The organism is Methylobacterium durans, assembly GCF_003173715.1.
Taxonomy (GTDB): domain Bacteria; phylum Pseudomonadota; class Alphaproteobacteria; order Rhizobiales; family Beijerinckiaceae; genus Methylobacterium; species Methylobacterium durans.
This window is the reverse complement of the sequence record NZ_CP029550.1, coordinates 3,716,828-3,741,774: the sequence shown is the minus strand read 5'-3', so window position 1 is coordinate 3,741,774 and position 24,947 is coordinate 3,716,828. Positions and strand designations below refer to the sequence as shown.

The window sequence follows — 24,947 nt, the reverse complement described above, 5'->3', positions numbered from 1 at the left end:
GGAGAGGTCGCCGCCCTCACCCGAGCCCTTCCCCGGACGAGAGAGGGAGCGCCGCGTCGGCCACAGGGCTCGATCAACGTTTCCGGATTGTGTCCGACGACATCTTCGTGCGCGGGCGCATCGCCGCAGGCGGCGGGATCAGCGCCCCGGCGCCCGCGCGTTTCCGGTTCCCAGGAGCCTGTCCTTGTCCACCACCAGCGCGCGGGCGATCTCCTCGAGCGCCCGGTGCTCGACCTCGCTGATGCCGCCGAAATCGGCCACGTCCGCCGCGATCAGGAACACGTCCTCGCGCTGGTCCACCGGACGATCCGCGATGGCCTCGACTAGGCGGATGTTCTCGACGCGGCCGGCCCGGGTCTTGGAGCGGGCGATGGCCTCGTAGAGCGCCTGCTCGATGCGCAGCGTGTCGTAGGACTTTTCCAGGATCGGGTTCGCGCGCATGCCGGTGATCGCCGATTCGATCTCCTCCTCGTCGATCTCGCCATCGGCCAGCGTCACGTTCGCGGCGGCCGAGACGGCGGCGTCGAGAAACACGGCGTCGCCCGCGTAGGACATGATGGTCCGGCCGAAGCGAAGGATCGCGTCCTGAAAGATGCTCATGCGTGCCTCCTGGACCTGGAGGAGGCTCGAAATCCCCTCGTCCAGTCAAGGGCTTCGGGGCAACATACCGGGTCCGATCCTCAGACGATCGCCTCGTGGCCCGGCCAGTCGCGGCCGAGATGGGCGGCGACGCGGGCGGGATCGTCGCCGACCGCCTCGACCGCGGCCTGCACCTTCTCCACCGGCACCATGAAGCGGCGGGCCCAGTAGGCGCGCTCCCAGGGCTCGGAGACGTTGACGATCCTCGGCTCGGGCGGGGCGGCGCTGTCCTCGGCCATGGTGGCTCCTCGACTGGGGCGGCCCTCTGCGAAGGGCCGCGACCCAGCGAGAACGTGCGAGCCGGCGCTTCGTGCCCTCCTCAGCAGCAGCGGAAGCCGTTGCGGTTGCCGACGCCGAAGCGGGCGTTCTCCCGGTTGCGGAAGAACTCCAGCTCCGTCATCGGCGCCTGATCGGGATGCGTCTTGCGGATGTGGCTGGCATAGGCCTCGTAGTCGCCCTGCCCGACCATCAGCCGCGCGCCGTCGCAGACGCATTTCGTCAGCGTCTGCCAGCGCTCGCGCAGGTTCTGCGACGACATTGCCATGGCCCTACTCCGCCGGGACCGCGCGGGCGTCCGACTCGAGCGCCGTCCAGCGGTCGGTCCGGAAGGCGCGGACGCAGGCGATGACGCCGAACACGGCGATCGAGACGACGAGCCCGACGAAGATGACCGCCAGCGCCGCATCGATGCGGTCGTTGAAGATGATCTGGCTCATCTGCTCGACGTTCTTGGCCGGCGGCAGCACCTTCCCCTCGGCGAGCGCGGTGCTGTAGCGGTCCGCGTGCGAGAGGAAGCCGATCCGCGGGTCGGCGTCAAAGATCTTCTGCCAGCCGGCGGTCAGCGTGCAGATGCAGAGCCACACGGTCGGGATGATCGTGACGAAGGCGTAGCGCTCGCGCTTCATCTTGAAGATCACCACCGTGCAGAGCGTCAGCGCCACCGCGGCCAGCATCTGGTTCGAGATGCCGAAGAGCGGCCACAGGGTATTGATGCCGCCGAGCGGGTCGGTGACGCCCTGGTAGAGGAAGTAGCCCCAGGCCGAGACGCAGAGCGCGGTCGCCGCGATGTTGGCGGCCCACGAGGTGGTGTCCTTGAACGCCGGCACCGCGAGGCCGACGAGATCCTGCACCATGAAGCGGCAGGCGCGCGTGCCCGCATCGACGGCGGTGAGGATGAACAGCGCCTCGAACAGGATCGCGAAGTGGTACCAGAAGGCCATCATCGCCTTGCCGCCGATGGCGGAGGAGATGATGTGCGCCATGCCGACGGCGAGCGTCGGGGCGCCGCCGGCGCGGGAGATAATCGTCGTCTCGCCGACGTCCTTGGCCGCCTCGGTGATCGCCTCGGGCGTGATGGCGAAGCCGAGCTTGGTCACCGCGGCCGCGGCGCTCTCCGGCGAGGTGCCGACGAGGGCGGCCGGCGAGTTCATGGTGAAGTAGACGCCCGGATCGATCACGCAGGCCGAGACCAGCGCCATCACGGCGACGAAGCTCTCCATGAGCATGCCGCCGTAGCCGATCATGCGCGCATCCGCCTCGTTGGCGATCAGCTTCGGCGTGGTGCCGGACGAGATCAGGCTGTGGAAGCCGGAGACCGCGCCGCAGGCGATGGTGATGAACAGGAACGGGAAGAGCTGGCCGGACCAGACGGGGCCGGTCCCGTCCACGAACTTCGTCATGGCGGGCATCTGCAGGTGCGGCGCGACGACGGCGATGCCGAGCGCGAGGCCGACGATGGTGCCGATCTTAAGGAAGGTCGAGAGGTAGTCGCGCGGAGCGAGCAGCAGCCAGACCGGCAGGATCGAGGCGACGAAGCCGTAGCCGATCAGCATCCAGCAGAGCTGGGTGCCGGTGTAGGTGAAGGCCGGGCCCCAGGTCGGGTGCTCGGCGACGCTGCCGCCGTAGACGATGGCGAGCATCAGCAGCACGAAGCCGAGGATCGAGACCTCGCCGATCTTGCCCGGCCGGATGTAGCGCGAGTAGACGCCCATCAGGATCGCGATCGGGATCGTCGCCATCACCGTGAAGGTGCCCCACGGGCTGCCGGCGAGCGCCTTGACGACGATCAGCGCCAGCACGGCGAGCAGGATGATCATGATCAGGAAGGTGCCGACGAGGGCGATCACGCCCGGCACGGTCCCGAGCTCGGCCCGGATCAGCTCGCCGAGCGAGCGCCCGTCGCGGCGCATCGAGACGAACAGCACGATGAAGTCCTGCACCGCGCCCGCGAAGACGACGCCGGCGAGGATCCAGAGCAGGCCCGGCAGGTAGCCCATCTGCGCGGCGAGCACCGGGCCGACCAGCGGTCCGGCGCCCGCGATGGCCGCGAAATGGTGGCCGAACAGCACGGTCTTGTTGGTGGGGACGTAGTCGAGCCCGTCGTTGTGGCGCACCGCCGGGGTCTCGCGCTTGGGGTCGAGCCGCATCACCTTGTCGGCGATGAAGAGCGAGTAGTAGCGGTAGGCGATGACGTAGACGCAGATCGCGGCGACCACGATCCAGAGGGCGTTGACGGATTCGCCGCGCTCCGTCGCCACGATGGCGAGGGCGGCGGCCCCGAGGGCTCCGATGAGGGCCCACGGCCCGTGTTTCGCGATCGCACCCATGGACGTTCACTCCAGAGCCGGTTCTTCTGGCCGGCCATCCGCTGTCCTTGTGGCGCAGATTTCCGCCGAGGAAAATACGTCCGGTCAGCGCGTTGCCTACATTGGGCGCGATTCTGTTGCCCGGCCAACGGATGTTCCGGCCCCGGTTTGACGCTGCCGCCCTGCGAACCTAATCAGGCCCCGGGCCACCGGGCCGCGAGGGTTGGAGACGAGCGATGGCGAAGGTGGCGTTCCTGGGTCTCGGCGTGATGGGCGGCCCGATGGCCGGCCACCTCGCGAAGAAGGGCCACGAGGTCACCGTCTACAACCGGACCGCCGCCAAGGCCGAGGCGTGGGTGCAGGCGAACGGGGGCGCCCGGGCGGACACGCCCCGCGAGGCGGCGCGCGACGCCGAGATCGTCTTCGCCTGCGTCGGCAACGACGAGGATCTGCGGGGCATTACACTCGGCGAGGACGGCGCCTTCGCCGGGATGAAGCGGGGGGCGATCTTCGTTGACCACACCACCGCCTCCGCGGAGGTGGCACGGGAGCTCGCGGCGGAAGCGGCCGAGCGCGGCATCGGCTTCGTCGACGCGCCGGTCTCGGGCGGGCAGGCCGGCGCCGAGAACGGCGTGCTCACCGTGATGTGCGGGGGCGACGCCGCCGCCTACGCCAAGGTCGAGGACGCGATCGGAGCCTATGCCCGCGCCTGCCGCCTGATGGGCCCGGCCGGCTCCGGCCAGCTCACCAAGATGGTCAACCAGATCTGCATCGCCGGTCTCGTGCAGGGCTTGTCGGAGGGCGTGCACTTCGCCAAGCGCGCCGGCCTCGACGTCGAGGCGGTGCTCGACGTGATCTCGAAAGGCGCAGCCGGCTCCTGGCAGATGGAAAATCGCGGCCGCACCATGAACGAGGGCCGCTTCGATTTCGGCTTCGCGGTCGACTGGATGCGCAAGGATCTCGGCATCCTCCTCGACGAGGCCCGCCGCAACGGCGCCTCGCTGCCGGTCTCCGCCCTCGTCGACCAGTTCTACGCGGAGGTTCAGCGGATGGGCGGCAACCGCTGGGACACGTCGAGCCTGATCGCGCGGCTGGAGCGCTGAGGGCTCACGCCCGCGCCTCGGCGAGGGCCGCCTCCGGGTCGGTCCAGGCCCACCCGTCCCCCATCTGGTGGCGGAACCACGTGAATTGCCGCTTGGCGTAGCGCCGCGTGTCGTTCTGCCCGCGCAGGATCGCCGCCTCCAGGCCGAGTGCCCCGTCGAGATGGGCGATGAGGCCGGGCACGCCGTGGGCGCGCATGATCGGCAGGAGCGGGTCGAGGCCGCGCTCGCGCAGGCGGGCCACCTCGTCGAGGGCGCCCGAAGCGATCATCGCCCGGAAGCGCGCGTCGATGCGCGCGCGAAGTGCGTCCCGGTCAGGGGCGAGGAAGATCTTCCGCAAGTGGAGGCCCGCGAGCGGGCCCGGCACGCGGCTGCCGTGGAACGCCGCGATGGGCCGCCCGGTGGCGGCGTGGATCTCCAGGGCGCGCATCACGCGGGCACGATCGCTCGGCCGCAGGCTCGCGGCACCGTCCGGGTCGAGCGCAGCGAGGTCCGCGTGGAGCGCCTCGCTGGGGCGGCCCTCGGCCCGCGCGCGGATCGCTGCGCGCACGGCGTCGGGCACGTCCGGCAGGTCGGAAAGCCCCTCCTCCAGAGCGCGGAAATACAGGCCCGTCCCCCCGACGAAAACGGGCAGGCGCCCCCCGAGCGCGGCGACGAGTGCGGCGGCATCGCGCGCGAAATGCCCGGCCGAGTAGTTCACGGCGCCGTCGACATGTCCGTAGAGCCGGTGCGGCGCGGCCTCCTCCTCCTCGGGGCTCGGCCGCGCGGTCAGGATGCGCAGATCGCCGTAGACCTGCATCGAATCCGTGTTGACCACCACGCCGCCGTGACGAAGCGCCAGGGCCGTCGCGAGCGCCGACTTGCCCGAGGCGGTCGGCCCTGCGATGAGGATGGCCGCCGGCTGATCGGCGGATGTCGGCACTGGCGACGGCAACAGCGGAACGCTCCCGGATGACCCTGGTCGCCAGCCTGATAGCAAACGCATCGCGGCCCGCCATCACGGATGCGGTTCTGGCCGAGGCCCGCGCCGTCCTCGGCACGGACCATCAGCCGCGCGTCCTCCACGGCGAGGTCGCGGCCGAGATCCTAGTCCCGGGCGGCGGCGCCGACGCCGAGGTGCTGACCGGGCGCCTGCGGCGCGCGCTGCGGGGCGAGCCCATCGACGTCGCCGTGCTGCCGGCGGGCCCGCACAGGCGCAAGCGCCTGTTCCTGGCCGACATGGATTCGACCATGATCGAGCAGGAATGCATCGACGAGCTCGCCGACATCGTCGGGCTGAAGGCGTACGTCTCCGCGATTACCGAACGGGCCATGCGGGGCGAGATCGCTTTCGAGCCGGCGCTCCGCGAGCGGGTGGCCCTGCTGAAGGGCCTGTCCGTCTCGGTGATCGACGCGCTGATCCGGGACCGGCTCTCCCTCACGCCGGGCGGCACAACGCTGGTGCGCACCATGCGGGCGCACGGCGCGCGGACCTGCCTCGTGTCCGGCGGCTTCACGCTCTTCACCGGGCCGATCGCGGAGAGGATCGGCTTCGACGAGCACCATTCGAACCGTCTCTGCGTGGCAGAGGGCCACCTGACCGGGCTCGTCGAGGAGCCGATCGTCGGCAAGGCGGCGAAGCGCGAGACCCTCGTGGGCCTGCGCGAGCGCCTCGGCCTCGACGCCGCGGAGACTCTGGCGGTCGGCGACGGCGCGAACGATCTCGACATGCTGGGGGAGGCCGGGCTCGGTGTCGCCTTCCGGGCGAAGGCGGCCGTCGCCTCGGCCGCGCAGGTGCGCATCGACCACGGGGATCTGACCGCACTGCTCTACCTGCAGGGCTACGCGGCGAGCGAGTTCGTCGGTTGAGGCGTCAGAACAGCCGCGCGGCGTGTTGTGGCCCGTGGACTTCCTCGAAGATGTCGGGGTCGACGAGGTCCTCGGGATGCTCGCCCGCCTCCCCGAACAGTTCCGCGAAGGCTCGGGAGCCGATCGCGGCTCTGCTGCGATCCATCGATTCCGCGAGTGCCGCGTTGAAGCGTTCGAGATAATCGTCGGGATCGATCGTCCCCTGCGCCATCTCGACGGCCAACGCGTCCTTTCTCGACCAGAACAACGTCTGCACCTGCACCAAGCGCTCGAAGCGGTCGCCATCGATGCCGGCAGCGGGATGCGCGTGAACCAGATCGCGCAGATCCTGGATTCTCCGAGACATCTCGGTTTCGAACACGTCGGACTCCATCGGTGAGCGTGGAGACGGGCTTCCTCGTGCGGGGACGCCGTCCGCACGTGCCAAACTCATGCCAGAAGGCGTCGGACCTGCACCATGTATCGTAGAGGTGCGCGGATAGCAGAGAGTTAATTCAGCCCAGGGGAGATTTCCATAAGGGCCGTAAACGACGAGCGACACATTGTAGCCTCTGGCACCCGAGATCTTGGCGCAATTGGCCGGGAAGAGGATCCGGTTGGCGGCCTGATGACAGACGCCGGTCACGCCGTAGATGATGCCGGCCGTCTCGCTGGGCGTTGCCAGACAATTCGCGATGTGTGAATCGCCGATATCGGCGCAGACCTGCGCGCCGCCGCGGTTGCGCCCGAAGCACCGCCAGACATAGCCGCAATCACTGGTGACGTAGGTGTGGTCGACTCGTCCGGGTCGCCCCGTTCCGACGCGCTGCGTGGATATCGCCCACCCTTTGAGGGCGGTGCTCGGAGATCCCGGCATGCTGGGACGACTCGATCAAGACGTGGCTCAGACCTCGACAAGGTCGGCAGGCTCGGGCGTTTTGGCAACCTCAGATTTACAGGCCCGCGAGTTTTTGAACAGGGCAAGGGACGGATCAACCGGCGCATCAATCTGAGATTTGATGTCCGCCACCTTATACATCCCGAGGATGCGTGCCGGATGGCTGCGTGGGGACACACCGTTCGACCGCCGCGAAAACGAGAAAGGCCGCCCCTTGCCTCGGGGCGGCCTTTCTCCGGCATCCTGCGGAAGAAGCCTTACTCGAGTCCGAGCGCCACGAAGCGCACGTCCCCGCCCGCGCTCGCGACGAGCAGCAGGACGGACTTGCGGCCCTCCTTCTTCAGCGCGTCGACCCGCTTCGTCACGTCGGCCGGGGCGCTCACCGCTTCCTGGCCCACCTCGACGATCACCTCGCCCGCCTGGATCCGCTTGTCGGCGGCCGTGGAGGAGGGATCGACCCGGGTGACGACCACACCCTTGACCGTATCCTTGATGCTATAGCGCTTGCGCAGCTCGTCGGTCATGCCCGACAGGTTGAGGCCGAGGGCCTGGCGCACGGCGCTCTCGGGCTCCGGCTGCTTCACGTTGGCGAGTTGCGGCTTCTCGCCGTCCTCCAGGCGGCCGAGCGTGACGGGCTTCGTCACCTCCTCGCCCTTGCGGACCACCACCACGTCGACCGTCTTGCCGACCGGCGTCGCGGCGACGATGCGCGGGAGGTCGCTCGACGCCTTGACGGCGCTGCCGTTGAACTTGGTGATGACGTCGCCGACCTCGAGGCCCGCGGTTCGCGCCGGGCCCTTGTCGTCGACGCCCGCAATCAGCGCGCCCTTGGCGCCGCCCTTGAGGCCGAGCGCCTCGGCGGTCGATTCGTCGACGTTCTGGATGCGCACGCCGAGCCAGCCGCGGCGGACCTCGCCGAACTCGCGCAGCTGGTCGATCACGGGCTTGGCGGTGCCTGAGGGAACCGCGAAGCCGATGCCGACCGAGCCGCCGGTCGGCGACAGGATGGCGGTGTTGATGCCGATCACCTCGCCGTCCATGTTGAACAGCGGACCGCCCGAATTGCCCTTGTTGATGGCCGCATCCGTCTGGATGTAATTGTCGTAGGGGCCGGACTCGATGTTGCGGCCCCGGGCCGAGACGATGCCGGCCGAGACCGAGCCGCCGAGGCCGAACGGGTTGCCGATGGCAACGACCCAGTCGCCGGGCCGCATTTTCTCCGAATCGCCGAAGGGGACCGCCTTCAGGGGCCGGTCGGCTGTCGGCTTCACGCGCAGCACCGCGAGGTCGATCTTCGAGTCCTTGCCGATGATCTCGGCCTTCAGCTTGGTGCCGTCGGACAGGATCACCTGGATGTCGTTGGCGTCGCCGATGACGTGGTTGTTCGTGACGACGATGCCCGCGCTGTCGATGATGAAGCCGGAGCCGAGGGAATTCGACTTGCGCTGCTGGCGGGGCGTCTCGTTGTCGCCGCGCTGCTCGCCGCCGCGATTGCCGCGCCGGTTGAAGAACTCCTCGAACAGGTCCTCGAAGGGCGTGCCGGGCGGCAATTGCGGCATGGTGCGCCCGCCCGTCGAGCGCGATTCCACCGTGGTCGAGGCCGAGATGTTGACGACGGCGTCGGTGATGCGCTCGGCGAGGTCCGCCAGGGATTCGGGGCCCTTCGCGAAGGCGGGCACCGGCACCGCGCTGCCGGCGACGGAGGCGCCGATGAGGATGGCGGCGAGGGCCGACCGGGCGTGGCGGCCCAACGCGGATGGACGGCGCGCTCCGGTGGCGCTCGCGACGGGTAGCATGATCGACCTCTTCAAAGGAGCGTTTCCCGACCTGTTCTTCCTGCGGCTCGCGGCGATTTGGCGGCAACCGCGCCGGGCTCGCGCATTAGATCGGCGGCCCGCTGCCGGGTTCAAGAGTGCGCGCGGACCCGCCGCGGCCGCTCGGGCCGCGGCGGATCCGCCTGCGCATCGCCGTCAGCGCGAGGCGCCGGCCGTGGAACCCGTCGATGCCCCCGGCTCGCCCGTGCCGCGGGGCGCCGTCCCAGCCTGCCCGGCCCGGCCCTGCGGATCGCCGAAATACCGGAAGAAGTCCGAATTCGGGCTGATCACGAGGCGGGTGTCCGAGCCCTTCAGGCCGGTCTCGTAGGCCTGCATCGAGCGGTAGAAGCTGAAGAAGTCCGGGTCCTTCGAGAAGGCCTCCGCCAGGATGCGGTTGCGGTCCGCGTCGCCCTGGCCCCGGAGCTGCTCCGACTTCTGGTTGGCCTCCGCCAGGATGACGGTGACGTCGCGGTCGGCCCGCGCGCGGATCGTCTGGGCGATCTGCTCGCCGTTGGCTCGGACGTCGGCCGCCTCGCGCTTGCGCTCGGTCTTCATGCGCTCGTAGACCGCCGAGCTGTTCTGCGCCGGCAGGTCGACGCGGGTCATGCGCAGATCGACGATCTCGACGCCGAGGCTCTTGGACTGACGGTTCACGTCCTCCTGGATCTCGTTCATCAGCCGCATGCGGTCGGTCTTCACGATCGCGTCACGGGTCGAGCGCGCGAGCACGTTGCGCAGCGCCGAGTTGGTGAAGCTGGCCAAGCGCTGGTTGGCGAGCCCGATATTGCCCACCGACTGGTAGAAGCGCAGCGGGTCGACGATCCGGTAGCGCGCGAAGGCGTCAACCTCGAGATTCTGCCGGTCGGCCGTCAGGAGGGCCTGGACCGGCAGGTCGAGATCGAGCACCCGCTTGTCGAAGATGATGACGTTCTCGACGAACGGCACCTTGAAGTAGAGGCCCGGCCGGTCCTCGCCGGTCTGGTTCAGGACGGCCCGCACCCGCCCGAGCTGCAGGACGAGGGCCTGCTGCATCTGCCCGACGGTGAAGACGGAGGCGTAGAGCCCGACCGCGATGGCCGCGACGAGGACGACGAGGCCGGTTCGGAGAGCGTTCCCGTTCATCGTGCCGCTCCACCCGCCTGCTGGCCGCCGCGGCCGCCGAATTCCGTCAGCGGCAGCACGGGCAGCACGCCCGCGGCCGCGTTGGTGCCACCGGGGCCGCCGCTCTGGTCAATGATCACCTTGTTCACGGAGCCGAACACCTTCTCCATCGTCTCCAGGTAGATGCGCTCGCGGCTCACCGCCGGCGCGTTCTTGTAGGATTCGTAGACCTGCTGGAAGCGTGCGGCCTGGCCGGTCGCGTCAGCGGTGGCCTGCGTCCGATAGGCCTCGGCCGCCTGCACGACCTGCGCAGCGCGGCCGCGGGCCTGCGGAACCTCACGGCTCGCGTAGGTCTTCGCCTCGTTCTGCAGGCGCTCGGCGTCCTGCTGGGCGGCGTTCACGTCGATGAAGGAGGGCCGGACCTCGGGCGGCGGCGTCACGCTGACGAGCTGCACCACCTCGATGCGCACGCCTGCGCCGTACTCGTCGAGGGCGCTCTGGACGATCTCCTTGACCTCCTGGGCGATGCTCGACTGCTCGTTCGTCAGGATCGCCTGGATGTTGCGGCGGCCGATCACCTCGCGCATGGCGCTCTCGGAGATCGCCTTGATGGTCCCTTCCGGGTTCTGCAGGTTGAAGACGTAATCCGACGCCTTCAGCGGGTTGACGCGCCACTGCACCTCGAAGTCGAGGTCGACGATGTTCTCGTCGCCCGTGAGCATCAGGCTCTCCTCGGGCACGTCCCGGGCCCGCGCCTGCGAGCCGACGCCCGAGCGGTAGCCGATCTGGATGGAGTTCACCTGGCCGACATTCGGCTTGACGACGCCGCCGATCGGGTACGGCAGGTTGTAGCGCAGACCCTCGCCCTTCGAGCCGACGTAGCGGCCGAAGATGGTCTCGATGCCGACCTGGTTCGGCGCCACCGTGTAGAAGCCGGTGAAGAGCCAGATCGCCACCGCCGCGACGCCGATGACGACGATGCCGCGCCCGCCGCCGAAGGAGCCGCCGGGCATGACGCCGCGCAGACGGTCCTGGCCGCGGCGCAGAAGGTCCTCAAGATCCGGCGGCGTCTTGCCCCCGCCGCCGTTGCCGGTGCCCCAGGGGCCGCCGCCGTTGCCGCTGCCGCGGCCCCAGGGTCCTCCCCCGCCGCTGCCGCCGCCACCGCTCTGATTGCTCCAAGGCATCCTTGAGGTCTACTCCAGCTCGTCCGGGCCAGGGCGCCGTCGCTGGCGCCGTGAGGGTGCCCAGCACCTGATTGGGCGCGCCCACTCCTGTCAAGGCTCGCTCCCGAGGCGGGAGGTGGGCACTTCCTCCCGTGAAGACAACCGCGACGCGGTGCCCATGCTCCACGCGGGATTAAGATGCGGGTCTCGGCGGACGCGACAGAGTACCGAGGCGCGGGGCCCGCCTCAGCGGACGCGCTCCAGATCGATGAAGGTGAAGGCGTGCTCGTCGTGCTCGCCCGCCGCATGCGCCTCGCGCAGGGTCTCCCGGAATGCGGACCGGTCGAAGGCGGGGAACAGGGTGTCGCCCGCGGGGGCGGCATCGACCTCGGTGAGGTGGATGCGGTCGGCATGCGGCAGGGCGATGGCGTAGATCTCGCCCCCGCCGACGACCATCAGCTCCGGTGCCGCACCCGCCGCGGCGAGCGCAGCCGTCCAGTCGCGCACCACGGTGGCGCCCTCGGCCGCGTAGGCGGGATCGCGCGTCAGCACGAGGTTGGCCCGCCCCGGCAGGGGCCGCCCGAGGGACTGGAAGGTCTTCCGCCCCATCAGGATCGGCTTGCCGAGGGTCAGGGCCTTGAAGCGGCGCAGGTCGCTGCGCAGGCGCCACGCCATGTCGTTGTCGCGGCCGATGACGCCGTTGCGGGCCACCGCGACGACCAGGGTGATGCGGGGGAGCGTGCCTGCCATGTGCCGGATCGCCCCTCAGACCGCCACGGGCGCGGAGATCGCAGGGTGCGGCTCGTATCCCTCGATCGCCACATGCGCGAAGCGGAAATCCGAGAGCTCGCGCACCGCGGGGTCGAGCCGCAGGCGCGGCAGCGGGCGAGGCTCACGGGTGAGTTGCAGGCGCGCCTGCTCCAGGTGGTTCAGGTAGAGGTGCGCGTCGCCGAAGGTGTGGACGAAATCGCCCGGCGCCAGCCCCGTCACCTGCGCGACCATCTGCGTCAGCAGCGCGTAGCTCGCGATGTTGAAGGGCACGCCGAGGAAGGCGTCCGCCGAGCGCTGGTAGAGCTGGCAGGAGAGCCGCCCCTCGGCGACGTAGAACTGGAACAGGCAGTGGCAGGGGGCGAGCGCCATCCGGTCGAGATCCGCCGGGTTCCAGGCCGAGACGATCAGGCGGCGCGAATCCGGGTTGCGGCGGATCTCGGCGACGATTTCGGCGATCTGGTCGACGGTGCCGCCGCCGGGCTTCTGCCAGGAGCGCCACTGCTTGCCGTAGACCGGGCCGAGCTCGCCCTCGGCGTCGGCCCACTCGTCCCAGATCGTCACGCCCTCGGCCTGGAGGGCGCGCACGTTGGTGTCGCCGGCCAGGAACCAGAGCAGCTCGTGGATGATCGAGCGCAGATGCAACCGCTTCGTCGTGACGAGGGGGAAGCCCTGGCCGAGATCGAAGCGCATCTGGTGACCGAACACGGAGAGCGTGCCGGTGCCGGTGCGGTCCTCTTTGCGCACGCCCTCGTCGAGGATGCGGCGCAGAAGCTGGTGATAGGCGTCCATCGGGCTCTGCCTCCGCGCCCGGTCTAGCCCGCCGTGCCGGCCCTGACGAGGCGCGCGGCCGGGTTATCCTCGCTGTGCCCGCCTCACCCGGCCGCCGGCCAGAGCACGTAGGCGATGAGCGCGAGGTTGCTCCATCCGTGCAGGGCGATGCAGGGCCAGAGCCGCCCGGTCCGCCAGCGCAGCCAGCCGAGCATGAGCGCGAGCGGCAGGAGGGAGACCGGCCGCGCGAGCCCCCAGGCCGAGACATGGGCCAGGGCGAACAGGAGGGCGGTCACGAGGATCGCCGCTGCGGGCGGCAGGAAGCCGCGGGCCTGCGCGAAGATCTCGCCGCGGATCAGGAGTTCCTCGGCCGCCGGCGCCACGATCACGACGTAGGCGAGCCAGGCCGCGACGGCGGCCGCGCTCAGGGTCGGCGAGAGCTTCACCCCGTGCGCGAAGGTGGCGCCGAACGCCTCCGCCGTGCCGGTGACCCAGGTGATGTGCAGGACGGGCCAGAAGAGCAGGATCAGGAGCAGGTGGCGCGCCCGCATGCCGTTCGGTCCTGTCCGGTCGAGGGCGAGGCGCGCGCGCCAGCCCGCCCCCTGGCGCCAGATCGCGGTCAGGAGAACCAGGATGGCGAGGTTGACCTGGAGCAGGATGTCGGCGGCGAGCTCGCGCCGGGCGAAGCTCGCCGCGCCGATGTTCGGCCGCCGGTCCGTGGGCAGGAGCGGATCGATTCCCTCGATCAGGTCCGCGCCCACCCGCACCGCGAGAATCGCCAGGATCTTGGCCACGCCGAGATAGAGGATGACGGCGGCGGCGAGGCCGAGGAGGCGCAGGAAGCCGGAGCCCAGCCGGCGGACGAGGGAGCCCTCCGGGGCCGGCGGCGCATCATCCGTGATCGGAGGGCTACGATCGGGCTTCAAAACCGGAGCGATCCCCCCTATATTCCCCTTGCCGGTCGCAAGACCGGCTATGGCGATAAACGTTCTTCGCAATAAACCTATCGGACCCGGGGGCGGTACCCGGCGCCTCCACCCGAACCCAGGGCCTATGGACGCAGCGGCGTTGGGTTTCGGCGGGGGCGAAATAGGATCGACGAGGGCGTAAAGGTTGAGCTTTCGCTCGGCATGGTTCCGCCGTTATCGGGCCATTGCAATAGTTGCCAACGACAACTTTGCTCCGGTGGCGGTGGCTGCGTAAGCAGTCCCCAAAACCGATCTAAAGTCCTAGCGGTTAGCATCGTTTAGGCGGGGTTCGGAGGCACCTGGCAACAGAAGCCTCCACTCGATTTTCCATCCGGTGCGCCCGACCGCGCGGCACTGCCGGCAGGTGGCCCGGGCAAAGCGACCGCAGATGGCAGACGACCTGATCCGTTACGATCTCCTGGTGCAGGATGCCCTGCGCGGCGTGGTCCGCAAGGTGCTCACGGACGCGGCCCGGGAGGGGCTCGCCGGCGAGCATCATTTCTACGTGTCGTTCCGAACCGAGGCGCCCGGCGTCCGGATGTCGCAACGCCTGCGCGAGAAGTACCCGCAGGACATGACGATCGTTCTGCAGCACCAGTTCTGGGACCTCGGCGTCACCGAGCATTCCTTCGAGGTCGGCCTGTCCTTCTCGGGCGTGCCCGAGCGGCTGCTCGTCCCCTTCGACGCGCTGACCGGCTTCTTCGACCCGTCCGTTCAGTTCGGCCTCAAGTTCGACCTCAGCGAGGGGTCCGAACTCGCCGAGGAGGAGGCACCGGCTGCCCCGGCGAAGCCCGGCCCGCGCGGCGCCGCCTCCGAGCCCAGCGAGACGAAGCCGAAGGCCGGCGGACTTGCCGCGATCAGCAACGGCGCCCCGAAGGTCGTCCCCGCCCTTCCCTCCGCTCCGGGCCAGGGCAAGACCGAGGAATCCAAGCCCGCCGCCCGCAAGGAGGGCGATGGCGAGGGCGCCGACACGGGCGCCGAAGTCGTCAGCCTCGACGCCTTCCGCAAGAAGAGCTGAGCCTCCCACCTCTCCCGTCCGGGATGTCTGAGTCGGCGGAAGCCGACCGGGTGAGGGATGCGACCTCTTCGGAAGGACCTGCGCCCCTGTCCCTCTCCCGAACGGGAGGAGGCCCGCGCCCGGTCCGTGACCGTCGCAGCGCCGGATCCGGCTGGCAGAACGGCGCCTCTCGCCTGCCCTACCCCCTCCGCTCGACCTGCATCCTCAGCCCGTGCTCCGGCCGCAGCGTCACGCGGTGGAGCGGCGTCACCGGCGCGTGGTCCGGCGGCAGGGTGAATCGCATCGCGCGCACCGCGTGCGCCAGCAGGATGACCTGTTCCTGCAGCGAGAAGCTCTGGCCGATGCAGACGCGCGGGCCCGCCCCGAAGGGCAGGTAGGCGTAGCGCGAGATCGATTGACGCGCGGGCCCGAGGAAGCGCTCCGGCACGAAGGCGTCGGGGTCATCCCAGAGCGTCCGGTGGCGGTGGAGCACGTAGGGCGCCACCATCACCAGCGAGCCGCGTGGGATCTTGATGCGCCCGATCCGGTCGTCGCGGATCGCCTGGCGGCTCATGAAGGGCACCGGCGGGAACAGGCGCATCGCCTCCTCCATCACCGCCTTCGTGAAGGGCAGGTCCGGGTAGTGGAAGCCGTCCTGCCCGGCCGCCGCGTCGACCTCGGCCTCCAACCGCGCGCGCGCGGCTCCGTCCTGCGACAGGCAGTAGAGCGCCCAGGTCAGGGCGTTCGCCGTGGTTTCGTGGCCGGCCGCGATGAAGGTGACGATGTTGGCCTTCACCTCGAGATCCGTGAGCCCCTTCCCGGTCTCCGGGTCCTGGGCGGCGAGCAGCAGGGTCAGCAGGTCCTGCGGCGCTGCGCCCGCCTCCATCAGATCGCGGCGCCGGTCGATCAGCGCGTCCACCACCTCGGCGAAGAAGCGTATGGCCGGACGGGCTCGCAGCCGCCCGATCCGCGGCACCATCGCGGGCACCCCGAACACGTCGAGCGGGTCGATCGGCCCGACCGCCTCCAGAAAGCGGGTGATGGCGCGCCCGAGGGCGTCCGGGTCGCTCGGCAGACCGTGGGTGAAGATCGTCCGCTCAAGGACGTCGAGGGTCGCCCGCGTCATCTCGAGTGCCACGTCGACCCGCATCCCGTCGCGCCGGGCGAGTCGCCGCGCGATCCGGGCGCCCGCCGCGTTCATGGCCGGCGCGAAGCCCTCGACGGTGCGCGCGTTGAAGATCGGCGCCAGCGTGCGCCGCTGCAGCCGCCACTCGTCACCCTCGGCCGTGAGGAGCCCGTTGCCGAGACCCGGCGCGAGGACACGCCGCTGCAGGTCGTCCTTGCGGTAATTGCGGGCGTTCTCGACGAAGAGGTACCGGATCAGGTCCGGGTCGCTCACCACCGTCACGCGCCCCATGGCGCCCTCGCCCGCCACCACGGGCGCGGTGAAATGGTCCTCCATCCAGGTCGTGATCGGGTTCGCGCGGGCGGCCCTCAGGAAGGCGAACAGGCCGAGCGGCTCCCGCAGGGGCGGCGGGACCTTCGGGCGGAAGCGCGCATCCGGCGGGCTGATGGTCAGGCTCTGCATCCAGCCTCGTTCGGTTTTGCACCGCCGAAACAGGCGGCGCGGTTTGTCAGGCGGGTCGAAAACCGCCATCGCGATTTAAGAACGCCTGCCGTAAGTAGGTGCGGCGCAAACCGAGACGTAGAGGCCACGATGTCGCCGCAGACCGAGATTGCCACCCGCACGGAATCCGACACGTTCGGGCCGATCGAGGTTCCGGCGCACCGCTACTGGGGCGCGCAGACGCAACGCTCGATCCAGAATTTCAAGATCGGCACCGAGCGGATGCCCGCGCCCCTCGTCCACGCCCTCGGCCTCGTGAAGCAGGCGGCGGCCCTCGTGAACAAGGATCTGGGCGTCCTCGAACCCCGGATCGCCGACGCGATCGCCGAGTCGGCTGCCGACGTGGTGGCGGGCGCCTACGACGACGAGTTCCCCCTCGTCGTCTGGCAGACGGGCTCGGGCACGCAATCCAACATGAATGCCAACGAGGTGATCGCGAGCCTCGCCAACGAGCGGCTCGGCGGCCAGCGCGGCGGCAAGTCGCCGGTCCACCCGAACGACCATTGCAACCGCGGCCAGTCCTCGAACGACACCTTCCCGACCGCGATGCACATCGCGGCCGCCCGCGAGATCAACGACCGCCTGATGCCGGCGCTGACGCACCTTCACGGCGCGCTCGATGCCAAGGCGACGGCCTTCGCGAGCGTCGTCAAGATCGGCCGCACGCACCTGCAGGACGCGACCCCCGTCACCCTCGGCCAGGAATTCTCGGGCTACGCCGCGCAGGTGGCGCTCGGCGGCGCGCGCGTGGCCGCGACGATGCCGGGATTGCTGGCGCTCGCCCAGGGCGGCACGGCGGTGGGGACCGGCCTCAACGCCCATCCGAAATTCGCCGACGCCTTCGCGGCGAAGGTGGCGGAGCTGACCGGCCTCGGATTCACCTCGGCCGACAACAAGTTCGAGGCGCTGGCGAGCCACGACGCCCTCGTCTTCGCGCAGGGCGCGCTGTCCTCGCTCGCCGCCGGCCTGTTCAAGATCGCCAACGACATCCGCCTGATGGGATCCGGGCCGCGCTCCGGCCTCGGCGAGATCGCGCTGCCCGAGAACGAGCCCGGCTCCTCGATCATGCCCGGCAAGGTCAACCCGACCCAGGCCGAGGCGCTGACGATGGTCTGCACGCAGGTGATCGGCAACGGCACCACCGTGTCCTTTGCCGGCAGCCAGGGCCATTTCGAGCTGAACGTGTTCAAGCCCGTCATCGCCAACGCGGTGCTGCAGTCGATCCGGCTCCTCGCCGATGCCGCGATCAGCTTCGCGGACAATTGCGTCGTCGGCATCAAGCCGAACGAGGAGCGCATCGCCGACCTGATGAGCCGCTCGCTCATGCTGGTCACGGCGCTCGCGCCCTCGATCGGCTACGACAAGGCCGCCGAGATCGCCAAGACCGCGCACAAGAACGGCACCACCCTGAAGGAGGAGGCCCTCCGTCTCGGCCACGTCACGGAGGCCGAGTTCGACCGGGTGGTCCGCGCCGAGGACATGCTGGCGCCGGGCGCCGAATAGGTTCAGCATCGGGCGGCGCGGGACGTCCCCCGCGCCGCGCGCGAGGACGAGGAGGCAGGCATGGGTGAGATCATCAACCTCCGCCAAGCCCGGAAATCGCGTGCGCGCGCGGCCAAGGCGGAGGAGGCCGCGCAGAACCGCGTCCTGTTCGGGCGCCCCAAGACAGCGAAGACGCTGGCCGAGGCCCGCAAGAGCCTGGAGCGCGACCGTCACGAGGGCCACCGCCTCGGAAACGACGATCCGGAGGCATGAGCGCGATCTACGTCGCGAAGCGCTCGGTCGTGATCGCTGGACACCGCACCAGCATCTCGCTGGAGGCGCCGTTCTGGGACGCGCTCCGCGAGATCGCGGGCGCCCGCGGGCTCTCGGTCCAGGCCCTCATCGGCGAGATCGACGCCGCCCGCGACGGCCAGAACCTGTCCTCGGCGATACGGGTCTTCGTGCTGGCCGCGATGCGCGGCGCGGCCTCGGCGCAACCCTGAGCCGGCGTCCACCGGGACATCTCATCCCCCGATCGACGTCCGTCGGCCCGGTGTCGGCCTGCGGATATGGAGAAGGCTGGCCGAGGCCGGCGCTCCGAAAGTTCGGCGGAAGTCGTGCGCGAAATGCGGCTGGTCGGCGAAGCCGGCCGCGTGGGCGGCCGCGGTGAAGTTCGCGCCGGCGACGATCTCGGCAATCGCCGCGCGCATCCGCAACCAGGCGCGGTAGCGCCGCACGGGGACGCCCGTCTCGCGCGTGAACAGGTGCTGGAAGCGGGAGATCGACAAGCCGGCCTCTGCAGCGAGGATCGTGGCCGGCGCGGCGCAGGAGAGGTGCGCCATGCGCGCGACGGCTCGCACGATCCTCGGATCGAGCGAGCGGTCGTCGCCGCGCCGCGCAAAGGCGATCAGGTCGCCGAGGGCAGGCGCGGCCATGTCCGCGCCCGTGCGGCTCTCGAAGAGTTCCCTGAGCAGGCCCGCGCCTTCGGGCTGGCCGACGAGGGCACCGTCGATCTCGCTCGCGCCCCGCAGCAGTCGTGAGAGAAGCTTGGGACCCTTGCCGGTCGGTTCGACATACAGCACCGCCAGGGGGTCGCCTCCGACGTCGAGTTCGTGCGCGGTGCCGGCCGGGATCATCGCGGCCCGGCATGTCCGCCAAGGGCCCTCACCCAGGCGGAGGCCGAAGGGCCCGTGCAGCCCGGCCAGGAAGACCGGCGCGCCGTGCTGATGGCTCGCATTGTAGCGGAGCGGCCCCGCGAAGAAGGTGTGCGCCCCCTCGACATGCCAGAGCGGCCCGTGGGCCGGATCGGCAGCACGTTCGTACAATCCCGCTCCCCTCCCCGGCTGCTAAGCCCGAGCGCTGCCGCTCCGCGAGCATAGGCGGACGGACGGCGCCGGGAAGAGGGATGATCCGATGAACGGACCGACACGCAGGCAGCTTGCCGCAGCAGCGCTCGGCGCAGCCGCGATGGCACGCACACCGGATGCTGCCGCCGCAGATGCTGCGGGCTGCTCGGCGGAGGGGATCTACCGGTTCCGGCTGGGCCGATTCGCCGTCACGATGCTTCTGGACGCATCGCCGTTGATCGAGGGGCCCTGGCCGATCGTGGGGGAAGGCCGGCAGCGCGCGGAGATGGCGGCGCTGATGCGCGAGAACCGCCTGCCCCCTGACCGCTTCCGGCCGGGATTCACGCCTGTTCTCGTCGAGACCGGCCGGCAGCGCGTCCTGTTCGATACCGGCAACGGCGCTGTCGGCTTCGTGCCGCGTCCGGCGGGGGGACGGCTTCGGGAGCGCCTGATGCGGGCGGGGTGCGCGCCGGACACCATCGATCTCGTGGTGCTCACCCACTGCCACACCGACCATATCGGAGGGCTCATGGAAGCCGGCATGTGCGTCTTCCCGAACGCACGCATCATCGTCGGGGCGTCCGAGCATGCGTTCTGGTCGATGGACGCACCGCTCGCGGCGCCGCCGGAGAGCAATGAGCTCACGTCCGCGCTCATGTTTCGCAGCCACCTGCTGCCCCTCCGCGGCCGCACGGAACTGATCACGGCCGGAGCTGAGGTCATCCCCGGAATCACCGCGCTCGCGGCTGGCGGACACACGCCAGGCCATCTCGCCTTCCACGTCGAGAGCGAGGGACGGCGCCTTCTCATCTGGGGCGACTGCGCCCACCACGAAGTCGCATCGCTCGCCCGGCCCGATTGGCACGCCCTATTCGACATGGACAAGGACGCGGGAGCGGCGACCCGGCGGCGGATCTACGACATGGCCGCGAGCGAGGATCTGGTGATCGCCGGCTATCACACCAGCTTCCCGTCGCTCGGTTACGTCGTCCGTGCCGGAGCCGCCTACCGCTGGATACCCGTCACCTACCAGCTCGAGCTCTGAGCCCGCGCGAGCCGGCGCGGTTCCCGTCTCCCGTTCGGGAACGGGACAGGATTGGGGGTGCGACCTCTCCGGATACGGTGAACCCCTCACCCGGTCGGCTGACGCCGACTCGACCTCTCCCAGACGAGAGGGGGAGGCGGCGCTACTCCGCCGCCATCGGGGCGACGCGCTCCGGCAGGTTCGACAGAGCCTCCGGCTTCGGGCCGCCGGTCGCCCAATCGAGCAACTCCACCGTGTGCACGATCGGCAGCGCGGTGCCTTTCCCGATCTGCGTCACGCAACCGATATTGCCGGTGGCGACGAGGTCGGGCTGCATCCGCTCGATGTTGGCGACCTTGCGGGCGCGCAGCCGCTCTGCAATCTCCGGCTGCAGGATGTTGTAAGTGCCGGCCGATCCGCAGCAGATGTGGCCCTCGGGCACGTCCTTCACCGTGAAGCCCGCGCGCTTCAGAAGGTTCTTCGGCTCCGTCCGGATGCCCTGGCCGTGCTGCATCGAGCAGGCGGAGTGATAGGCGACCACGAGGTCGGTCTCGATCACCGGCTCCATCAGGCCGAGGCTCGCAACGTACTCCGTCACGTCCTTGGCAAGACCCGAGACGCGGGCCGCCTTCTCCGCGTAGGCCGGATCGTTGCGGAACATGAAGCCGTAATCCTTGATCGTCGTGCCGCAACCGGAGGCTGTGACGACGATGGCGTCGAGCCCCGGACCGTCGATCTCGGCGATCCAGGCGTCGATGGTGCGCTTGGCGAAGGCGTGAGATGAATCCTCGCGGCCCATGTGGTGGGTCAGCGCCCCGCAGCAGCCCTCGCCCTTCGGTTGCACTACCTCGACGCCGTGGCGGTTCAGAAGGCGGATCGCCGCCTCATTGAAATCCGGCCGCAGCACGCTCTGGGCACAGCCCCTGAGCAGCGCGACGCGGCCGCGCGGCGCGTTGGTGTTGGCTGGCGGCGGGAACACGCCCGGGCGGTCCGTCGGGTTGCGGCCGGGCAGCGCGCCCGGTGCCAGATCGAGCATCGCGGCGAGGCGGTTGCCGATCCCCGGCAGGCGCGCGACCACCGAGCGGAAGGGTTGCCCGATCTTGGCGCCGAGAAGAGCGAGCCGGAAGCGGTTTGGATAGGGAAGCACCGCCGCGAGCAGCGCGCGCAACCAGCGGTCCTCGGCGGGCCGCGCGTAGGTCGTTTCGATATGCGCCCGCGCATGATCGACGAGGTGCATGTAATGCACGCCGGACGGGCAGGTCGTCATGCAGGACAAGCAGGACAAGCAGCGGTCGATGTGCTTCACCACCTCGGCGGTGGCAGGCTTGCCGCCTTCCAGCATGTCCTTGATCAGGTAGATGCGCCCGCGCGGGCTGTCGAGCTCGTCGCCGAGCAGCAGGTAGGTCGGGCAGGTCGCGGTGCAGAAGCCGCAATGGACGCAGGTGCGCAGGATCTTCTCCGAGGCCGCCATGGCGGGATCGGCGAGCTGCGCGAGGCTGAAATTCGTCTGCACGGTCGTTTCCTCGACACGGTCCGGCGAGTCTCGTGCGCCGCCTGGACCGGACCCATCACTCTCGAATGAGAATCATTACACCATTGCGGGCGGGCGCGATGGTGCTCGATGTCGCGCTGCTCAGATCCCGGCGTACATCCGGCCCGGATTGAAGATGCCCGCGGGATCGTGAGCCGTCTTCAGGCCCTGGCTGACCCGCATCAGCGGCTCCGCCATCGGCTCGAAGACCGGCACGACGGCGCGGACGGGCTCGGGCGCGCGCAGCAGGGTGGCGTGGCCGCCGATGGGCCTCAGCACCGCCCGGATCGCGCTCGCGCCCGCATCCTCCCCGACATCGGTCGCGACCCAGATCAGGCCGCCGCCCCAATCGTAGAACCAGCGCGCGGACACATTCCGCCCGACCGCCGCGGCGACAGCGGGCCCGTGCGTCGGCGCCGTCGACAGGCGCCAGACCGCCTCGCCGGACCCGGCGAAGAAGCTTGCATCGCGCACGGCCGTCCAGAGCGTGCCGGCGGCCTCGCCCTCGACCAGGGTCACCGGCCCGAAGCGCTTGAGGAGGCGGCGGATCTCGCCCGCACGATAGTCGAGCGAGGCGGAGAAGCCCTCGATCCGCATCAGCGTCAGCGCGCGCGCATCCGCGATGCCGGCCGGAAGATGCGCTGCCCCCGTCAGTTCGAATGGAGAGCCGAGAGCGGCGCACAAGGCTTCGACGGCACGGGCGTCATCGAGCCCCTCGAGGACGAGGGTGAGCACGCGCTCCTGCACGGGCAGGACCTTGAAGATGACTTCGGTGAGAAATCCGAGCGTGCCCCAGGAGCCGGCCATCAGCTTCACGAGGTCGAGCCCCGTGACGTTCTTCATCACTCGGCCGCCCGACTTGATGACCTCGCCGCGCCCGTTGACGAACCGCACGCCGATCAGGCTGTCGCGGGCTGCGCCTGCATTGATGCGGCGGGGTCCCGAATTGTTGATCGCCGCCACCGCCCCGATCGTCGGCTCACCGGACGAGCCGAGAAGCGCGCGGTGGTCCACGGGCTCGAAGGGCAGCATCTGGCCGCGCCCGGCGAGTAGATCGCGCACCTCGGCAAGGGGTGTTCCGGCGCGGGCGCCGACGACCATCTCGGCCGGCTCGTAGAGCGTGATGCCGGAGAGCCCGCGGGCGGAGAGCGTGGCCTCGTCGTGCGGCGGCCGGCCGATCGCGGCCTTGGTGTCGCCGCCGATGAGCCGCAGGCGCTCGGCCCTGCCGGCCGCATCCCGGACGATCTCAGCCGCCTCGTCCTCGCCTCGCGGCTCGTATGAACGCATCGCTTCCTGCCCGACCCGGGTCCTCGTTTCAGGCCCGTTTAGGCGCGATCATGCGGGTTTGCACCCGGGATTCAAGCCGTTGAGGATTCAGCGGGCGCCGGGTGTCGCTTCCGGAAGCGGTCCTCGACGACGCTGCGCAGGCCCGCGATGTCGAAGCACCAGACAAGGGCGCTGTAGAGCGCCGCACCCAGGGGAACGCCGAGCGCGAGGGCGGTCACGGGAGGCAGGGTTCGCAAGGGGGCGAGCGCCAGCCCCATGACGAGGCATGCCACACCGGCGGACGCGATCTCACGCCAGGGCAGACGCAGGCGGTCCGGTCCCGTGAGGGCACGAAGCGCGAGGGCGACGAAGGCGGCCGCGAGACCCGCCGTCTGCGCCACAGCGATCCCGGTCGGCCCGAGATAGGCCGGCAGCACCAGCAGTCCGGCACCGTTCACCGCAAGGCCCAGCACGGCGGCCGCGATGACGGGCATCGTCCGGCGCCGGATCTGGAACACCGGATTGAGGGCGAAATTCATCATCGCGAGACAGAACAGGCCGGGGATCAGCAGCATCGCGTAAGTCGCGAACGGCCCCCGATAGGCCTCCGGCACGACGAGCGCCTGCAGCGCCGGCAGCACCGCCCAGAAGCCTACGGCACAGGGCAGCAGCAGCGCCACGACGGTCGCGACGTTCCGGGCCACCTGTCGCTCGGCCTCGGCGACGCCGTGATGCTCCTCGGCGCGTACGGCGAGCTGGAACAGCAGGAGGTCGAGGGCGGTGCCGAGGGTGCTGAGGCTGCGCAGGGTCACGTCCGCCGCGAGCGCGAAGTAGCCGGCCTCGGCGAAGCCCGCCTGCGCGGCGATCGTCGCGCGGTTGAAGAAGGGCATCGCCTGATAGGCCGCGTTCGCCGCGATCAGGGGGAGTCCGTAAACCATGAACAGGCGCCACGTCTCATGCAGGCGCACCCGGTGCACGGGCGCGTCCGCGTCGCGCAGCGGGCCTCGGAGCAGCAGGACCGTGGCACATTGGCTGATCGCGAAGGCGACGAGGACGTAGGCCGGCTGCGGCAGGTACCAGGCTGTCGCCGCCATCAGGGTGAAAGCGACCGCGTTCTTCACGGCCACGAGGCTGAAATAGAGGCCGCCGTCGAAGCGGGCGCGCGCCAGGGCCGCGTGATAATCGAAGACGCCGATGCCGAGGGCCGCGAGCGCGGTGCCAGCCAGGAGCGCGCCGCGGCTCTCGGGACCCGCCTCGACGCCGAACCCGGCGCAAAGGAGCGCGGCGGCGAGCAGGACGAGGCCGAGGGCGGCATAGGCGCGGTCGAGACCGTGGCGGATCCACGGCTCGTTCGCACGCACGCGAGCCGAGTAGAAGCGGGTTGCGGAGAGCCGCAGCCACTCGAACAGAACGGTGTTGAGGACGATGGCTCCGGCCGTCGCCAGCGCGAAGCGCCCGAAATCCGCCGGTCCGAGGAGCTTCGCGATCACGAGCCCGAGGATGAAGTTCAGCCCGGCGTTCAAAACGAAGGCGGCGATCACGGCCATCATGGCCCCCTGGACGAACATCCCGCGGCGGAGCGACGGGACGCATCGGCATTCCTTATCCGGCGACGCGTAAGATTCCCCTAATCCGGCACCAAGATGACGGAGGGGCGCGGGAAAGGGCCCCTCCGCGCACCCTCAGGATGCACCGCTCGCGCCAATGTTCCGGACGGGGCGATAGGCCCGGAACTGTCCCGCTAGGGTTGTCGTTGCTTGCGCAGTTTCAACTCCATGGAGGAATTCATGCGCAATCAGCTCCTCGCAGCCGCGACGCTCCTGACGCTTCTCGGCGCCCAGGCCGCGACGGCCGAGACCACGGTCATCCGCCGCGACGCTCCAGACACGGTGGTCGTCGACCGCCCGTCGACCGAGCGCAAGACTGTCGAGACCCGAGAGACCGGCGACGGCTGCGCCTCGAAGACCGTCTCGAAGACGAACGAGTACGGCGACCGCAAGACGGTCCACAAGGAATCGTGCGACTGACGATCGAAGACGG

At 70.0% G+C, this 24,947-nt stretch carries 26 protein-coding genes and 1 other RNA gene; 9 read left to right on the top strand and 18 right to left on the bottom strand.

What is annotated here, in order from left to right:
- Nucleotides 1–138: 138 nt before the first annotated feature.
- The 4 genes from DK389_RS17130 to DK389_RS17115 all read right to left on the bottom strand — a co-directional run bounded on the left by DK389_RS17130 (nucleotide 139) and on the right by DK389_RS17115 (nucleotide 3,245).
- The gene (locus DK389_RS17130) at nucleotides 139–600 is read right to left on the bottom strand and encodes a tellurite resistance TerB family protein (protein ID WP_109891358.1); all 462 of its coding nucleotides are present in this window, start codon (nucleotides 598–600) and stop codon (nucleotides 139–141) included.
- Nucleotides 601–680: 80 nt separating this feature from the next.
- Nucleotides 681–878, bottom strand: a complete 198-nt coding sequence (locus DK389_RS17125) for a DUF3606 domain-containing protein (protein ID WP_109891356.1) — start codon at nucleotides 876–878, stop codon at nucleotides 681–683.
- An 80-nt stretch (nucleotides 879–958) separates the two neighbouring features.
- Nucleotides 959–1,183, bottom strand: coding sequence for a YbdD/YjiX family protein (locus tag DK389_RS17120; RefSeq protein ID WP_109891354.1), 225 nt, complete (start codon nucleotides 1,181–1,183; stop codon nucleotides 959–961).
- A 4-nt stretch (nucleotides 1,184–1,187) separates the two neighbouring features.
- Complete coding sequence (locus tag DK389_RS17115) at nucleotides 1,188–3,245, bottom strand: carbon starvation CstA family protein (RefSeq protein ID WP_109891352.1); 2,058 nt, start codon at nucleotides 3,243–3,245, stop codon at nucleotides 1,188–1,190.
- 215 nt (nucleotides 3,246–3,460) lie between these two features.
- Between DK389_RS17115 and DK389_RS17110 the strand changes: the two genes are divergently transcribed.
- Nucleotides 3,461–4,327 (top strand): NAD(P)-dependent oxidoreductase, encoded by an 867-nt coding sequence (locus DK389_RS17110; RefSeq protein ID WP_109891350.1) that lies wholly within the window; start codon nucleotides 3,461–3,463, stop codon nucleotides 4,325–4,327.
- A 4-nt stretch (nucleotides 4,328–4,331) separates the two neighbouring features.
- Here DK389_RS17110 and miaA read toward each other — a convergent pair whose 3' ends face one another.
- Nucleotides 4,332–5,258: a tRNA (adenosine(37)-N6)-dimethylallyltransferase MiaA gene (miaA, locus tag DK389_RS17105; RefSeq protein WP_236960134.1), complete on the bottom strand. Its 927-nt coding sequence runs from the start codon at nucleotides 5,256–5,258 to the stop codon at nucleotides 4,332–4,334.
- A 17-nt stretch (nucleotides 5,259–5,275) separates the two neighbouring features.
- On the opposite strand from miaA, the gene serB reads away from it, so the two are divergent.
- A complete protein-coding gene (serB, locus tag DK389_RS17100; protein ID WP_109891348.1) occupies nucleotides 5,276–6,172 on the top strand; it encodes a phosphoserine phosphatase SerB in 897 nt (298 codons plus the stop codon).
- A 4-nt stretch (nucleotides 6,173–6,176) separates the two neighbouring features.
- On the opposite strand, the gene DK389_RS32570 is transcribed toward serB, so the two are convergent.
- From DK389_RS32570 to DK389_RS17065, 8 genes are all read right to left on the bottom strand, one after another.
- Nucleotides 6,177–7,028, bottom strand: a complete 852-nt coding sequence (locus DK389_RS32570; RefSeq protein ID WP_162560706.1) for a hypothetical protein — start codon at nucleotides 7,026–7,028, stop codon at nucleotides 6,177–6,179.
- 27 nt (nucleotides 7,029–7,055) lie between these two features.
- A complete protein-coding gene (locus DK389_RS34995; protein WP_257791897.1) occupies nucleotides 7,056–7,181 on the bottom strand; it encodes a hypothetical protein in 126 nt (41 codons plus the stop codon).
- 125 nt (nucleotides 7,182–7,306) lie between these two features.
- Nucleotides 7,307–8,845 (bottom strand): Do family serine endopeptidase, encoded by a 1,539-nt coding sequence (locus DK389_RS17090; protein WP_109896494.1) that lies wholly within the window; start codon nucleotides 8,843–8,845, stop codon nucleotides 7,307–7,309.
- A 174-nt stretch (nucleotides 8,846–9,019) separates the two neighbouring features.
- Nucleotides 9,020–9,985, bottom strand: coding sequence for a protease modulator HflC (hflC, locus tag DK389_RS17085; protein WP_109891344.1), 966 nt, complete (start codon nucleotides 9,983–9,985; stop codon nucleotides 9,020–9,022).
- Nucleotides 9,982–11,148 carry an FtsH protease activity modulator HflK gene (gene hflK, locus DK389_RS17080; RefSeq protein WP_109891342.1) on the bottom strand — a complete coding sequence of 389 codons (1,167 nt, stop codon included), beginning with the start codon at nucleotides 11,146–11,148 and terminating at the stop codon, nucleotides 9,982–9,984. Before hflK ends, hflC begins: the two co-directional genes overlap by 4 nt.
- Nucleotides 11,149–11,373: 225 nt before the next feature.
- Nucleotides 11,374–11,877 carry a dihydrofolate reductase gene (locus DK389_RS17075; protein ID WP_109891340.1) on the bottom strand — a complete coding sequence of 168 codons (504 nt, stop codon included), beginning with the start codon at nucleotides 11,875–11,877 and terminating at the stop codon, nucleotides 11,374–11,376.
- A 15-nt stretch (nucleotides 11,878–11,892) separates the two neighbouring features.
- Nucleotides 11,893–12,687: a thymidylate synthase gene (locus DK389_RS17070; protein WP_109891338.1), complete on the bottom strand. Its 795-nt coding sequence runs from the start codon at nucleotides 12,685–12,687 to the stop codon at nucleotides 11,893–11,895.
- An 83-nt stretch (nucleotides 12,688–12,770) separates the two neighbouring features.
- Complete coding sequence (locus tag DK389_RS17065; protein ID WP_236960133.1) at nucleotides 12,771–13,592, bottom strand: CPBP family intramembrane glutamic endopeptidase; 822 nt, start codon at nucleotides 13,590–13,592, stop codon at nucleotides 12,771–12,773.
- Here DK389_RS17065 and ssrA point away from each other — a divergent pair.
- Both ssrA and DK389_RS17055 read left to right on the top strand, forming a co-directional pair.
- Nucleotides 13,584–13,954, top strand: a transfer-messenger RNA (tmRNA) gene (gene ssrA / locus DK389_RS17060). The genes DK389_RS17065 and ssrA overlap by 9 nt on opposite strands.
- A 68-nt stretch (nucleotides 13,955–14,022) precedes the next feature.
- Nucleotides 14,023–14,652, top strand: a complete 630-nt coding sequence (locus DK389_RS17055) for an SspB family protein (protein ID WP_109896490.1) — start codon at nucleotides 14,023–14,025, stop codon at nucleotides 14,650–14,652.
- A gap of 178 nt (nucleotides 14,653–14,830) precedes the next feature.
- Here DK389_RS17055 and DK389_RS17050 read toward each other — a convergent pair whose 3' ends face one another.
- Complete coding sequence (locus DK389_RS17050) at nucleotides 14,831–16,219, bottom strand: cytochrome P450 (protein WP_109891336.1); 1,389 nt, start codon at nucleotides 16,217–16,219, stop codon at nucleotides 14,831–14,833.
- A gap of 129 nt (nucleotides 16,220–16,348) precedes the next feature.
- On the opposite strand from DK389_RS17050, the gene fumC reads away from it, so the two are divergent.
- The 3 genes from fumC to DK389_RS17035 are packed head-to-tail and all read left to right on the top strand — an operon-like array spanning nucleotide 16,349 to nucleotide 18,243.
- Nucleotides 16,349–17,761 carry a class II fumarate hydratase gene (fumC, locus tag DK389_RS17045; RefSeq protein WP_109891334.1) on the top strand — a complete coding sequence of 471 codons (1,413 nt, stop codon included), beginning with the start codon at nucleotides 16,349–16,351 and terminating at the stop codon, nucleotides 17,759–17,761.
- Between the two features lie 60 nt (nucleotides 17,762–17,821).
- Nucleotides 17,822–18,013 carry a DUF4169 family protein gene (locus DK389_RS17040; RefSeq protein WP_109891332.1) on the top strand — a complete coding sequence of 64 codons (192 nt, stop codon included), beginning with the start codon at nucleotides 17,822–17,824 and terminating at the stop codon, nucleotides 18,011–18,013.
- Nucleotides 18,010–18,243 (top strand): ribbon-helix-helix domain-containing protein, encoded by a 234-nt coding sequence (locus DK389_RS17035; RefSeq protein ID WP_109891330.1) that lies wholly within the window; start codon nucleotides 18,010–18,012, stop codon nucleotides 18,241–18,243. The genes DK389_RS17040 and DK389_RS17035 overlap by 4 nt, the downstream gene beginning before the upstream one ends.
- Before the next feature lie 21 nt (nucleotides 18,244–18,264).
- Here DK389_RS17035 and DK389_RS17030 read toward each other — a convergent pair whose 3' ends face one another.
- A complete protein-coding gene (locus DK389_RS17030; RefSeq protein ID WP_109891328.1) occupies nucleotides 18,265–19,065 on the bottom strand; it encodes a helix-turn-helix domain-containing protein in 801 nt (266 codons plus the stop codon).
- A gap of 88 nt (nucleotides 19,066–19,153) precedes the next feature.
- On the opposite strand from DK389_RS17030, the gene DK389_RS17025 reads away from it, so the two are divergent.
- Nucleotides 19,154–20,131, top strand: a complete 978-nt coding sequence (locus DK389_RS17025; RefSeq protein ID WP_109891326.1) for an MBL fold metallo-hydrolase — start codon at nucleotides 19,154–19,156, stop codon at nucleotides 20,129–20,131.
- A gap of 142 nt (nucleotides 20,132–20,273) precedes the next feature.
- Here DK389_RS17025 and glcF read toward each other — a convergent pair whose 3' ends face one another.
- The 3 genes from glcF to DK389_RS17010 form a co-directional block, all read right to left on the bottom strand.
- Entirely contained in the window at nucleotides 20,274–21,623 is a 1,350-nt protein-coding gene (glcF, locus tag DK389_RS17020) for a glycolate oxidase subunit GlcF (RefSeq protein WP_109891324.1), read from the bottom strand.
- A gap of 120 nt (nucleotides 21,624–21,743) precedes the next feature.
- Nucleotides 21,744–22,928 carry an FAD-binding protein gene (locus tag DK389_RS17015; protein WP_109891322.1) on the bottom strand — a complete coding sequence of 395 codons (1,185 nt, stop codon included), beginning with the start codon at nucleotides 22,926–22,928 and terminating at the stop codon, nucleotides 21,744–21,746.
- 71 nt (nucleotides 22,929–22,999) lie between these two features.
- Nucleotides 23,000–24,454: a lipopolysaccharide biosynthesis protein gene (locus tag DK389_RS17010; RefSeq protein WP_109896488.1), complete on the bottom strand. Its 1,455-nt coding sequence runs from the start codon at nucleotides 24,452–24,454 to the stop codon at nucleotides 23,000–23,002.
- 240 nt (nucleotides 24,455–24,694) lie between these two features.
- Here DK389_RS17010 and DK389_RS17005 point away from each other — a divergent pair, with 240 nt between their 5' ends.
- Nucleotides 24,695–24,934 (top strand): hypothetical protein, encoded by a 240-nt coding sequence (locus tag DK389_RS17005; RefSeq protein WP_109896486.1) that lies wholly within the window; start codon nucleotides 24,695–24,697, stop codon nucleotides 24,932–24,934.
- Nucleotides 24,935–24,947 lie beyond the last annotated feature (13 nt).